At 63.0% G+C, this 12,669-nt stretch carries 13 protein-coding genes and 1 tRNA gene; 4 read left to right on the forward strand and 10 right to left on the reverse strand.

The window, feature by feature from the left end; genetic code table 11:
- Positions 1-94: 94 nt before the first annotated feature.
- Together accD and trpA are read right to left on the reverse strand one after the other, a co-directional pair.
- Positions 95-1,183, reverse strand: a complete 1,089-nt coding sequence (gene accD, locus ACP15D_RS09315) for an acetyl-CoA carboxylase, carboxyltransferase subunit beta (RefSeq protein ID WP_424957244.1) — start codon at positions 1,181-1,183, stop codon at positions 95-97.
- Positions 1,184-1,345: 162 nt separating this feature from the next.
- Positions 1,346-2,173 (reverse strand): tryptophan synthase subunit alpha, encoded by an 828-nt coding sequence (trpA, locus tag ACP15D_RS09320; RefSeq protein ID WP_424957245.1) that lies wholly within the window; start codon positions 2,171-2,173, stop codon positions 1,346-1,348.
- Between the two features lie 72 nt (positions 2,174-2,245).
- Here trpA and ACP15D_RS09325 point away from each other — a divergent pair, with 72 nt between their 5' ends.
- Positions 2,246-2,590: an endonuclease domain-containing protein gene (locus ACP15D_RS09325; protein WP_424957246.1), complete on the forward strand. Its 345-nt coding sequence runs from the start codon at positions 2,246-2,248 to the stop codon at positions 2,588-2,590.
- Positions 2,591-2,813: 223 nt separating this feature from the next.
- Here the strand turns inward: ACP15D_RS09325 and trpB are convergent, their stop codons facing one another.
- The 8 genes from trpB to aroA all read right to left on the reverse strand — a co-directional run bounded on the left by trpB (position 2,814) and on the right by aroA (position 10,646).
- Complete coding sequence (gene trpB, locus ACP15D_RS09330) at positions 2,814-4,085, reverse strand: tryptophan synthase subunit beta (RefSeq protein ID WP_424957247.1); 1,272 nt, start codon at positions 4,083-4,085, stop codon at positions 2,814-2,816.
- A gap of 38 nt (positions 4,086-4,123) precedes the next feature.
- Positions 4,124-4,783 (reverse strand): phosphoribosylanthranilate isomerase, encoded by a 660-nt coding sequence (locus tag ACP15D_RS09335; protein ID WP_424957248.1) that lies wholly within the window; start codon positions 4,781-4,783, stop codon positions 4,124-4,126.
- 115 nt (positions 4,784-4,898) lie between these two features.
- On the reverse strand, positions 4,899-5,264 hold the full coding sequence (locus tag ACP15D_RS09340) for a LapA family protein (protein WP_424957249.1): 366 nt from the start codon (positions 5,262-5,264) through the stop codon (positions 4,899-4,901).
- A gap of 21 nt (positions 5,265-5,285) precedes the next feature.
- Positions 5,286-5,579: an integration host factor subunit beta gene (gene ihfB, locus ACP15D_RS09345; RefSeq protein ID WP_424957250.1), complete on the reverse strand. Its 294-nt coding sequence runs from the start codon at positions 5,577-5,579 to the stop codon at positions 5,286-5,288.
- 31 nt (positions 5,580-5,610) lie between these two features.
- Positions 5,611-6,570, reverse strand: a complete 960-nt coding sequence (gene sppA / locus ACP15D_RS09350) for a signal peptide peptidase SppA (protein ID WP_424957251.1) — start codon at positions 6,568-6,570, stop codon at positions 5,611-5,613.
- Between the two features lie 170 nt (positions 6,571-6,740).
- Positions 6,741-8,483 carry a 30S ribosomal protein S1 gene (rpsA, locus tag ACP15D_RS09355; protein WP_424957252.1) on the reverse strand — a complete coding sequence of 581 codons (1,743 nt, stop codon included), beginning with the start codon at positions 8,481-8,483 and terminating at the stop codon, positions 6,741-6,743.
- A gap of 187 nt (positions 8,484-8,670) precedes the next feature.
- On the reverse strand, positions 8,671-9,297 hold the full coding sequence (cmk, locus tag ACP15D_RS09360) for a (d)CMP kinase (RefSeq protein ID WP_424957253.1): 627 nt from the start codon (positions 9,295-9,297) through the stop codon (positions 8,671-8,673).
- The gene (gene aroA, locus ACP15D_RS09365; protein ID WP_424957254.1) at positions 9,294-10,646 is read right to left on the reverse strand and encodes a 3-phosphoshikimate 1-carboxyvinyltransferase; all 1,353 of its coding nucleotides are present in this window, start codon (positions 10,644-10,646) and stop codon (positions 9,294-9,296) included. The genes cmk and aroA overlap by 4 nt, the downstream gene beginning before the upstream one ends.
- Positions 10,647-10,826: 180 nt before the next feature.
- Here aroA and ACP15D_RS09370 point away from each other — a divergent pair, with 180 nt between their 5' ends.
- The 3 genes from ACP15D_RS09370 to ACP15D_RS09380 all read left to right on the forward strand — a co-directional run bounded on the left by ACP15D_RS09370 (position 10,827) and on the right by ACP15D_RS09380 (position 12,351).
- Complete coding sequence (locus ACP15D_RS09370) at positions 10,827-11,195, forward strand: TIGR02300 family protein (protein ID WP_424957255.1); 369 nt, start codon at positions 10,827-10,829, stop codon at positions 11,193-11,195.
- Between the two features lie 140 nt (positions 11,196-11,335).
- Positions 11,336-11,411: transfer RNA gene (locus tag ACP15D_RS09375), tRNA-Ala, on the forward strand.
- 547 nt (positions 11,412-11,958) lie between these two features.
- Entirely contained in the window at positions 11,959-12,351 is a 393-nt protein-coding gene (locus ACP15D_RS09380) for an EF-hand domain-containing protein (protein ID WP_424957256.1), read from the forward strand.
- The last annotated feature ends 318 nt before the right edge of the window (positions 12,352-12,669 follow it).

Below are 12,669 nucleotides of genomic sequence, written 5' to 3' on the forward strand. Positions count from 1 at the left end.
CGCCGCTAAGCTCGGCGCGCCGCTGATGGCGGATTGAGCAGCGGCCCCCCGGCACTGAACCGCCCGAGGGACCGCAATGGGTTGGCAGCTGACATCAGTGCTGTCTGTCTTTGGGGAGCGAACGCGTCGTCGCCTCCTCGGCGCTGCTTTCGCTTTCGTGGTGCTCGATGCGCGCCGGATCGAAACGCTCCTCGGGTTCGACGATCTCCGGCTCGATCACCTGCGCCGTTGTCGTGCGCGTGGTCGTGGTGATGAGATGGGCTTCGCTGGCACTGCCGTTGAGGTGCGTCTTGCCGTTGAGCTTCTTCTTGTCGACATGCTTCGACGGCTGCTGGTGCATCAACAGATGGCAGATCCGGCTCAGCGTCTCGCGCATCTGATGGCGATGCACGACCATGTCGATCATGCCATGCGCCAATAGATATTCGGCGCGCTGGAAGCCCTCCGGCAGGTTCTCGCGGATCGTCTGCTGGATCACGCGCGGTCCGGCAAAGCAGATCAGCGCGCCCGGCTCCGCGATGTGGATATCGCCCAGCATCGCATAGGATGCCGTCACGCCACCGGTCGTCGGGTCAGTCAGCACCACGATATAAGGCAGCCCCGCTTCACGCAGGCGCTCCACCGCAATCGTCGTGCGCGGCATCTGCATCAGTGACAGGATGCCTTCCTGCATGCGTGCGCCGCCCGAGGCCGCAAACAGAATGAAAGGCGTCTTCTTCTCGACCGCGCGCAGCATACCGGCGATCACGCCTTCGCCCGCCGCCATGCCGAGCGATCCGGCCATGAAGCGGAAGTCCTGGGCTGCCGCCACGATCTCCATGCCGTCGAGCTTGCCCTCGCCGATCAGCACCGCGTCTTCCAGGTTGGTCTCTGCCTTGGCATCGCGCAGGCGGTCGGTGTAGCGCTTCTTGCCGTCGCGGAACTTTAAGGGGTCGAGCGGGACGGACGGGATCGGCACGCGCGCAAACTGACCACCGTCGAATAGCAACTCCAGGCGCACATCCGACGCCATGCGCATATGGTAGTCGGACCCGGGCACCACGAATTGGTTCGCCTCGAGGTCCTTGTAGAAGACCATCTGCCCGCTCTCGGGGCACTTGATCCACAGATTGTCGGGGACCTCGCGCTTCGTCGTCAGAAAGCTGCGGATCTTCGGCCGGACGACGTTGTTAATCCAGTTCACGCTCTTTGGCCTCTCGACATGGCCCGACTATTCGGCAGTGTATGCTTGTATTTCAAGGGGTTCAGCCTAACACACAGGCGAGAACGTCCCTCTAATTATGGCGCTTATAGGCCTCTTGCCGCACTGCGGCAACGAAGCGGTTAACTGCGGCATCGGCTGGGCTCAAGCGGCCCGCACCGCGGCCGCTAGTGAGCCGACCAAATCTAGGACAGCCGGCACCGTCTCGCTAGTGCAGCGACCATCGGCGCTGAGGCTCTTCTCGATCGTACCGACAAGCGCCGAGCCAACGACGACAGCGTCGGCAACCTGGCCGAGCGCCTTCGCCTGATCGGCACTTTTTACGCCGAAACCGACCGCGACGGGAAGAGCCGTCGACTCTTTGATCCTGGCGATCTGCTTTTGAACATTATTAACGTTTGGCGCCGCGGAACCGGTGATCCCGGTGATCGACACGTAATATAGGAAGCCCGAGGTGTTCTTGAGTACCGCCGGCAGCCGCTTGTCGTCGGTGGTCGGCGTGGCGAGGCGAATGAAGTTGAGCCCCTTCTCGGTCGCCGGCACGCAAAGCTCGTCATCGGCCTCCGGCGGCAGATCCACGACGATCAGTCCGTCGACACCCGCAGCTAGCGCGTCGGCAATGAAAGCCTCGCCCGGATAGACGTAGATCGGGTTGTAGTAACCCATCAGCACGATCGGCGTTTCGTTGTCCTGGCGGCGAAACTCGGCGACCATAGCCAGCGTATCGCGCATCTTCTGCCCGGCCTTCAGCGCGCGCAGCGACGACGCCTGGATCGCCGGACCATCCGCCATCGGATCGGAGAACGGCATGCCGAGTTCGATCACGTCCGCACCCGCCGCCGGCAAGCCGTTGAGGATCTTCTTCGAGTTTTCGAGGTCGGGATCGCCTGCCGTGATGAACGTGACGAGTCCCGGCCGTCCCTCGGCTTTCAGCTTGGCGAAACGCCGATCGATGCGTGTCTCTTTGCTCATTGGTCGAACTGGTCCGTGCTAACCTCTCCCCGTTGGGGAGAGGTCGGCCGCGCCAGCGGCCGGGTGAGGGGGATGAAACAATTTAAGGCGAGCGCGCGGTCGCTTCGGCGAACCGCCTCCAGTGCCGAAGACCTGCTTTGGCGCGAGTTGCGCAACAGGCAGCTGGGTCGCTGGAAGTTTCGGCGCCAGCATCCAATCGACCGCTTCATCGTCGACTTCGTAACGATTGCTGGAAAGCTCATTATCGAAGTCGACGGCGCCACGCATTCAACGCCGGAGGAAATGCGCCGCGACGCGGAGCGCACCCGCATACTTGAATCGCTCGGCTTCCACGTCGTTCGCGTCACCAACGACGACGTGTACCGAAACCTCGACGGTGTGCTCGAGAGCATACTCCATGAGCTTGGCACGATATGAGAACTCCCCCTCACCCTGTTCCGGCAAAGCCGGAACCGACCTCTCCCCAACGGGGAGAGGTGAAAGACCGCGCACCGCTTAACCTCTCCCCGTTGGGGAGAGGTCGACCGCGTTAGCGATCGGGTGGGGGGGAGACGCTCTTTGCTCATGTCTGAGAAGGCAATGGGCAGTCGGCAGTAGGCAGTTGAGTGCCCATTGCCACTGCCGACTGCCAACTGCCTCCCTAAATATCGATGCCGAGATAGCCGGCGACGGCGAACACGTCTTTGTCGCCGCGCCCGCACATGTTCATGACCAACAGATTGTCCTTCGGCAGCGTCGGCGCGAGCTTCTGCACGAACGCCAGCGCATGCGCCGGCTCCAACGCCGGAATGATGCCTTCGAGCTGCGCGCAGAGCTGGAATGCATCCAGCGCTTCCTTGTCGGTCGCCGGCACGTAGGTGACGCGACCGGTGTCCTTCAGCCACGAGTGCTCGGGGCCAACGCCCGGATAGTCGAGGCCCGCCGAGATCGAATGCCCTTCGAGGATCTGCCCTTCGGCGTCCTGCAGAAGATACGTGCGGTTGCCGTGCAGCACACCCGGCCGGCCGCCTGTCATAGAGGCCGCGTGCCCGTTCTCGACGTCAACACCGTGACCGCCGGCTTCGACGCCGTAGATCTTCACGCTCTCATCGTCGAGGAACGGATGAAACAGGCCGATCGCGTTCGACCCGCCGCCGATGCAAGCAACGAGCGTATCAGGCAGCCGCCCTTCCGCAGCCTGCATCTGCTCGCGCACTTCCTTGCCGATGATCGACTGAAAGTCGCGCACCAGTTCCGGATAGGGATGCGGGCCCGCCGCCGTGCCGATGATGTAATACGTGTCGTGCACGTTGGTCACCCAGTCGCGCAGCGCCTCGTTCATCGCATCCTTCAAGGTGCCCGCGCCGCTCGTCACCGGGTTCACCTTCGCCTTCAGCATGTGCATGCGCGCAACGTTCGGCTTCTGCCGCTGCACGTCGGTCGCGCCCATGAAGATTTCGCACGGCAGCCCGAAGCGCGCGCACACCGTCGCCACCGCAACGCCATGCTGGCCCGCGCCGGTCTCGGCGATGATGCGCGTCTTGCCCATGCGCTTGGCCAGCAGGATCTGGCCGAGGCAATTGTTGATCTTGTGCGAGCCCGTGTGATTGAGCTCATCGCGCTTGAAATAGATCTTCGCGCCCCCCGCGCCGCCGGAGGCGGCAGATACTTCGCGCAGGTGCTCGGTCAGCCGCTCGGCGAAATAGAGCGGGCTCGGCCGCCCCGAATAATAAGTGTTGAGATAGGCCAGCTCCGCGTGGAACTTCGGATCAGCCTTTGCCTCGTTGTAGGCCTTCTCCAGATCGAGGATCAGCGGCATCAGCGTCTCAGCGACGAAGCGGCCGCCAAAAATGCCGAAGTGCCCGCGCTCGTCGGGCCCGCTGCGCAGGGTATTGAGTTTGGCGTCCTTCGACTTGTCGTTCGCGCTCGCCATTGTCGATCCTTTGCGGCCCTTTGCACGCGGGCCTTCGTTCAGGGGGTCTGATTAGCCGTCTTTGCCGCGCTAATAAAGCGGCGGATGAGTTCGGGGTCCTTTTCACCGGGTCTGGTCTCGACCCCCGAGGAGACGTCGACCGCAGGCGCCCGGGTCAACCGCACCGCCTCGGCGACGTTGAGCGGGGTAAGGCCCCCTGCCAGCATGAAATCGAGCCCGTCTTCAAGGCCCGCCAGCGCTTGCCAGTCGAACGCGATGCCGTTACCGCCCGGCAGATCCATGCCTTCGGAGGGCAGCAGCTTGGCGTCGAACAGGATGCGCTCGGCAACACCCCGGTAGCTGAGCGCGGCGGTGACATCGTCAGCATCAGCGACCGCGACCGCCTTCATCACCGGCTTGCCGAACCGCCGCGCCACCGCGCCGACCCGCGCAGGGCTCTCCGCCCCGTGCAGTTGGATGATGTCGGGGTCAACCGCGCCCACCACCTCTTCGAGCAGCTGATCGTCGGGATCGACCAGCAGCGCAACGATCTTCGCACGCCCGCGCGCTCTGTCGGCGAGCACACGCGCCATTGGCGGTGCGATGTTACGTGGACTGCGCGGAAAGAACACGAACCCGACATAGTCGGCACCCGCGTTCAGCGCAGCTTCGAGCCCCGCTTCATCGCGCAGCCCGCATATTTTGACTTTCGTTGTCATCGTCGCAATGGCTCGGCGGCGCCTCACTGGACGCCTGATCGGATATAACCCGGATAGATAATGGCTCAGGCCGCGTTGTGCGCGGTCCAAAGAGCATCGCTGATGCAAATCTGCCTTACGAGCCGGTCGCCGCAAGCCGCGGACGACGCGTAGAGGGCAGCTTTGTGGCGGTCACCGCATCGCGCTCGCGCGTCAGACGGTCAGCCTCGGCGTGCCAGCGTGCAGCGGCACGACCCTGTTCACGGGCGGTGCGGCGCCATCGGCCCTGCGTCAGCCACACGGCGGTTCCGCCCAGCACCACGCCAACCAGCATGGCGATGAAGAGGTAGACGTAGAACGGTAGCGCCAGCGAGATGACGGGGTTCTCGGGCCGGAACGGGTCGAGCACGAGACGCACTTCGTGGCGATTGACGACAGCAAGCGTCACCAGCAACAGCCCTGCGGGAAGGGCGATGAGCAGCCAGACGATCCGCTTCAACACTTGCGCGCCTCGACGTTTGAGTTAGTGGCTTTCCTTGCCGTGGTTGAGCCTATCGCGCAGCTCTTTACCGGTCTTGAAGAAGGGCACGAATTTCTCAGCCACCGAAACCGATCTACCAGTGCGCGGGTTGCGACCCTGTCTGGCGGCGCGATGCTTGACCGTAAATGCGCCAAAACCGCGGAGCTCGACGCGATCGCCGCGCGCCAGTGCCTCTACGATCTCATCGAACACAACTTTGACAATGCGTTCTACGTCACGATGGTAAAGGTGAGGATTGGTGCTTGCAATCTTATGAACCAACTCGGATTTAATCATCGCTGCCCCGCCAGCAAATTACTGTAATCTATTAGTTTTCCGAAGGGTGCCAAACCGAGATAAGCCCGTCAAGGCCAAGACCGGCCATAGAGGGGGCCCGGCCAAGCATTTGGGCCAAATAGGTGTGGTTGAAAAAGCTCGCCGCCGCAGACCCGATTGAGCTGAACAGGCCCAGCGAAGCTTCAGAACTCGGCTTCCAGTCGACGACCTTGAGCCCCTTATCGACGTTGCGCGCGCTTTGCAGCCACGCCACCGCCTCGTCTTCCCCGCCGATAGAATCGGCCAATTTCAGCTCGACCGCCTCCCGGCCCGTGAACACGCGCCCCTGCGTCAGACCCGGGATCTGGTCGGGCTTAATCCCTCGCCGCGCCTCGACGAGGCCCAGGAACCAGCGGAAACCCTCGTCGATCATCGACTTGGTGACCTTCTGGCCTTCCTCGCTCAATGGCTCGAAGGGCGAAGGAACGGCTTTCAGGTCGCCGCTCTTTATCTCGTTGAATTTGACGCCGATCTTGTCCAGCATCTGGCTCACTTCCGGCCACTGGATCAAGACGCCGATGGAGCCCGTGATGGTATTGGCGCGCGTCACGATGTGGTCCGCGCCCAGCCCGACGATATATCCGGCCGATGCCGCCACCGTACCGAACTGCGCAACCACTGGCTTCTTCTTGGCGACGTCACGCAGCGCGCCGAACAGCGCCTCGCCGCCCGTTGTGGTGCCACCCGGGCTGTTGACGAAGACCAGCAGCGCGGCTGCCTTGTCGGAGTCGGCGATCTTCTTCAGCATCTCGAGCTGATCGCGATCTTCGGTGATCGTGCCGGTGATCGACACCCGCGCAATTTGCTTCGCGCCGATCTCAGACCACTCACCCGTGCTGGCGCCAAGCGCAAACACGACGCCCACCAGCGCCGCAATGGCGAGGCCGCGCCAGATAGTCAGCCGCCGGCGCAAACGCCGACGATCCAGCACGGTATCGATCTCTGCCGTCATCCGACACTCCGACCACAACTGGGGCGTGCCCCAGGGCAACCGCGACGTTAGGCAAGGATGGCGCGGTCGACAAGAGAACTGATGGACAAGCCTTGCTAAAAACCTAGCGCGGCAGAAGGTTTCTCCTGCCGCGCTCCGAGTTGTCGAGACCGCTGATTGAGCAGCAGTTCTTATTCCTTGTCTTCTTTATCTTCCTTGTCGTCCTCGCCCTCTTCGCGCTTGCGGATCGCAGCCTTGAAGATGTCGCCCAGCGAGGCACCCGAGTCGGACGAGCCGTACTGTGCCACCGCCTGCTTCTCCTCGGCGATTTCCAGCGCCTTGATCGAAAGCGCCAGACGGCGCGCAGCCTTGTCGGCGGAAACGACGAACGCATCGACCTTGTCGCCCACGTTGAAGCGCTCAGGGCGCTGCTCGGAGCGGTCGCGCGACAGGTCGGAGCGCTTGATGAAGGCGGTCAGCTCACCATCGGCGGTCTTCACCTCGATGCCGTTCTCCTGAACAGCAACGACGCTGCAGGTGACCGTGTCGCCCCTCTTGTACTTCGACAGCGAGTCGATCGGATCGCCACCAAGCTGCTTGATGCCGAGCGAGATACGTTCCTTCTGGCTGTCGACGTCGAGCACCACGGCTTTGACGTTGTCGCCCTTCTTGTAGTCCTTGATCACCTCGTCGCCCGGCTTCGTCCAGTCGAGATCCGACAGATGGACCATGCCGTCGACGCCACCCTCGAGGCCGATGAACAGGCCGAACTCGGTGATGTTGCGGATCGGACCTTCGACTTCCGAACCCTTCGGGTGGATGGCGAGGAACGACTCCCAAGGATTGTCCTGGGTCTGCTTCAGGCCCAGCGAGATACGGCGCTTGTTGGCGTCCACCTCGAGCACCTGAACTTCCACCTGCTGGCTCGTCGAAACGATCTTGCCGGGGTGGATATTCTTCTTCGTCCAGCTCATCTCCGAGACGTGGATCAGGCCTTCGACGCCCGGCTCCAGCTCGACGAACGCGCCGTAGTCGGCAATGTTCGTCACCGTACCCTTGACGCGCGCGCCGACCGGATACTTGGCCTCGATCGACTGCCACGGATCGGCCTGCAGCTGCTTCATGCCGAGCGAGATGCGCTGCGTCTCCGGATTGATGCGGATGATCTGCACCTTCACCGTGTCGCCGACGTTGAGAATCTCAGACGGATGATTGACCCGGCGCCAAGCCATGTCGGTGACGTGCAGCAGGCCGTCGATGCCGCCGAGGTCGATGAACGCACCGTAGTCGGTGATGTTCTTGACGAGGCCGTCGATGACCTGGCCTTCCTCGAGGCGGGCGACGATGTCGGCGCGCTGCTCAGCACGCGTCTCTTCGAGCACCGAGCGGCGCGAGACGACGATGTTGCCGCGACGGCGATCCATCTTGAGGATCTGGAACGGCTGCGGCTGATGCATCAGCGGACCGATGTCGCGCACCGGACGGATGTCGACCTGGCTGCCCGGCAGGAACGCCACGGCGCCGTCGAGGTCGACGGTGAAGCCGCCCTTGACCTTGTTGAAGATGACGCCCGAAACCTTCTCGCCCTTCTCGAACTGCTTCTCGAGACGGGTCCAGCTCTCCTCGCGGCGAGCCTTGTCGCGCGACAGCACAGCTTCACCGAGCGCGTTCTCGACGCGCTCCAGGTAAACTTCGACCTCATCGCCGATCTTGATCTCGGACGGCTTGCCGGCAAGGGCAAACTCGCGCAGCGCCACGCGGCCTTCGGTCTTCAGACCGACGTCGATGACGGCGAGGTCCTTCTCGATGCCGACGACCTTGCCTCTGACGACGCTGCCTTCGAACAGGTCTTCCTTGGCGAGGCTCTCGGCCAGCAACGCAGCGAACTCGTCGTGCGTCGGCGTAAACTCTTTCGGGATAGCGGACTCGGGCATGCGGATAATGCTCCTCAAATCGTTGTCGCGGACCGCGGCTGCGGCCCAGGGATACGGATTGCGGCAAAGCCCTCCGCCACGACGCGCGTGTGCGGACAGTCCCCTGCCGGCGGTGTGTTGAGATCTAGTGCCGCTGTGATGGGCCTTCCGCCCTGCCAACACGAATTTGGGACCCGTTTCGGGCCCCCTATTGGCCGATCTTCCTCTTGATCAATCCGACAGCGGCGTCGAATGCCGCCTCTATATCCAACTCCGATGTATCGAGCAAGTCGGCGTCAACCGCCGCCCGCATAGGAGCGCTTTCCCGCGATGAATCCCTTTCATCGCGCTTCAGGATATCGGCTAGGACGGCCTCATAGACCACGGCCTCCCCGCGGCACACGTATTCGTTGTAGCGGCGCTTGGCGCGCACTTCCGCGGTCGCCGTCACATAGATTTTGGCGTCCGCCGAGGGGCATACGACGGTGCCGATATCGCGGCCATCGAGCACGGCGCCCCCCGGCTGCCCCGCAAAATAGCGCTGGTAGGCGAGCAATGCCCCCCGCACCATCGGCATCCGCGCCACGATCGAGGCCCCATCACCAACCTTGGGAGTACGCAACTCCGGATCGCACAGCTCGCCAGCATTGATGCTGCGCGCCATAGCCAGCGCCGCCCATGGGTCATCCAGCCTGAAGCCGCGCGCAGCCACGTCGCGCGCAACGGCCCGATAGAGCAGCCCGGTGTCGAGACACGGCAGCCCCCAAAGATCGGCAATGCGCTTTGCCAGCGTGCCCTTGCCCGAGGCCGCCGGCCCGTCGATGGCGATGATCATCCGCGCGCCTCCGCGCCCATGCCGAAGCGCGCCCCCAAACTCTGCATCAGCGATAGGAACTCAGGGAAGCTGGTGGCCACCATCGTAATATCGTCTACCGTCACCGGCTCTTTGCTGGCGAGCCCCATCGTCAGGAATGACATTGCCATGCGGTGATCGAGATGCGTCTCCACCAATCCCCCCCCGCGCACAGTCCCGCTGCCCCTGACGGTCAACACGTCGCCTTCCGCAACGGCATCGACGCCATTGGCGATCAGCCCGGCAACTGTGGCCGCCAGCCGGTCGCTTTCCTTCACCTTCAATTCGGCGAGCCCGTCCATTCGCGTCTCGCCCAGGGCGAACGCCGCAACAACGGACAGAACCGGATATTCATCGATCATGCTCGGCGCGCGATGTGCAGCGACGCGGACGCCCTTCAACGGCGCCTGCTGCAAGCGAATATCGGCCACCGGCTCGCCGCCCTCGTCCCGCTCGTTGAGAAAGGACACTTGGGCGCCCATCTCCCGCAGCACTTCGTAAAAACCCACACGCGTCGGATTGATCAGCACACCTTCGATGGTGACGTCCGATCCCGGCACCAACGCCGCAGCCGCTGCCAGGAACGCCGCAGAGCTTGGATCACCGGGAATGACGACATCGCAGCCTTTGAGCTCGGCATCGCCTTTCACCGTGATCTTGGTCTTGCCCTCGACCGTCTCGACGCTCAATTCCGCACCGAAATGGCGCAGCATCCGCTCGGTGTGATCGCGCGTTGCTTCCTTCTCGATCACGCTCGTCTCGCCGGATGCGTGCAGTCCCGCCAGCAGTACCGCGCTCTTCACCTGCGCCGAGGGCACCGGCAGCTCATACGTGATCGGAATGAGGTTCGCCGAGCCGCGCGCAACCAGCGGCAGCCGATCGCGCGCGCCTTCGATCTCCAAGCCCATCTGCTGCAGCGGCCCCAGCACGCGGCCCATCGGCCGCCGGCTCAGCGACGCATCGCCGATGATCTCCACTGTCATGTCATGGCCGGCGATGATGCCCAGCATCAATCGCGTGCCCGTGCCGGAGTTGCCGAAATCGAGCGGCTCGGTCGGCTGGCTCAATCCGCCAACGCCGCGGCCTTTGACGTGCCACTCCCCGCCGACTTTCGTCACCGGCGCGCCGAGCGCGCTCAGCACTTTCGCGGTGTTGAGAACGTCTTCTGCCTCCAGCAGGCCTCTGAGGCGCGTCGTCCCCGTCGAGATCGCGCCGAACATCAGTGCCCGGTGCGAGATGGATTTATCGCCGGGCACGCGCACGCGTCCCTTGAGAGGACCTGAGGCAAGGGCGGCCAAGGGCCTGGCGGCAATAGCTGGATCGGCGGACAAGAGGGCTCAGCTCCGGCGTTGGCGGAAACCGCGAATGCGGTGCGGGATGCGGGTGCGATAGAGCCGACGGGCCGGGCCCGTGTCAACGATACCCAGCTCGGCCAAGGTTTGTTTTTGACAAGCCTCCGGCCATGTGGCATGCCGCGGAAAATTCCCCTTATCGATATGAAGGTTGGCTCCATGGCGACCAATAAAGACCGCGGGACCAAGCGGACCTGCCAGAATAGCGATTGCAGCGCCCGCTTCTACGATCTCAACCGCAATCCAATTGTCTGCCCGATCTGCGGATCGAAGTATGCCATTGCCCACGCGCCCCCGGGCAGCCCGCTTCCCAGCGAGGAAAAGGCCCCGCGCAAGGCCAAGAAGCCCGAGTTCGAGACCGAGGGTGCTCCCGAGGCCGAGGCAGAGGATGTGCTGGTCGATGTCGATGACGACGCCGATGACGCAGCTGCCGATGACGCCGACGAGACCTTCCTCGAGGAGGAAGAGGACGAAGGCAACGTCTCCGATATCGTCGGTGGCACCGTCGAGGGTGAAGAGGAGCCATAAGCCCTCGCGTCGCGTAGCTTTTGCGCCTCTCCGGCCCACCGCCGCGCAGCGCTAATTTCGCCCTTGCAGTTTTGTGGCGAAGGCACTAGAGAGGCCAACTCGTTCGGGGGCGTCATCGCCCCCGCACCTTCCCAACGGTCGGGGCCATAGCTCAGCTGGGAGAGCGCTTGCATGGCATGCAAGAGGTCAGCGGTTCGATCCCGCTTGGCTCCACCAACTCTCCCCATCTCAAATCCCAGCACGCATCGCACCGGGGCCCCCGCGGCTCCGCCATTGCCACCTTCTCCGCAATAGGTGCCGTGCAAAGCAGTGCTCATAGCGCGGCGACGCAGCCCGATCGCCCCCGCACCCGCGATTATCTCAACTCCCAGCCCAAGCGGTGCAGCCTCACCCAACGATGATCCCGAGGCGAACTGGCTGAGCGCAGCGGCCAAAGATCACGCGCGGGAACATACCCCGATTTCACGCGCCCAGTTCCCAAGCGCTTTTTCCCAGAAGCGCCGCAGCCCCCACCACGTAAAATTTCCTCTGGTTCAGGGAAACACAAGCGTGTGGCGCAGAGAAAATAAATAAGACATTGAAATAAATAAGAAAAATGGAAGACAATTCGTGCCGGGGCAACCCGCCAGAGGCGTAGCGGATTCCCGATTTTATATAGGAGTTTTTCCCGTTACACTTTGCCACGCTTTCCTAACTCAAATGGAGTGACAAGGTAAATCGCGGTGCCGTCTTGTCTTGGCGCCACAATCCCAGGAGGAAGACAATGAAATTTGCGGCAAAGCTGATTGCATCCGCCCTTTTTCTGGCCGGCACCGCCGTCGCACACGCCGACGTCGATGCAGCTCTCAAGGCACTCGATCCCGACAATGATGGAACGATCGACATGCCGGAAGCCTTGGCGGGCGCAAAGGCGAAGTTCGCCAAGCTGAACCCCGACAATGACGGCACGCTCGACGAGAAAGAGCTCAGCGGCATTCTCGACGCCAGCGCCTTGAAGGCTGCCGATCCCGACAATGACGGCACGCTCGACGAGAAGGAATACGCCGCGGTCGTCGAAGCCAAGTTCAAGGCTGCTAACCCGGACGACGACGGCACCGTCGATGCCAAGGAGCTCGCCTCCCCGGCCGGTCAGGAGCTGATGAAGCTCATCTACTGATCGAAGACCAGCGAACTCTGCATACCGAGGGTCGGCCACATTGGCCGGCCCTTATTTATGCGCACTGATTGACGTAGTGCCAGGAAAGAGGGCGCCCCGACCCGATTCGGCGCTCGGCCGAGGCGCCCACGGCTGAGGGGAGAGGGATCGCCCCTACCCCGCCGATGGCATGACGGCCGCCCCCCTCGCCTTCGCGTGCCAGAGCGCTTCACGCGCCCAACCAGCTACTTCACGAGAAGGTGTGCGTACCGATCCCCGCCTCATATAGACAGCCGTTTGGATAAGTTCTAATCGTATATTATTCGGCATCAGATCAGA

This window comes from Hyphomicrobium sp. 1Nfss2.1, from assembly GCF_965243865.1.
Taxonomy (GTDB): Bacteria; Pseudomonadota; Alphaproteobacteria; order Rhizobiales; family Hyphomicrobiaceae; genus Hyphomicrobium_A.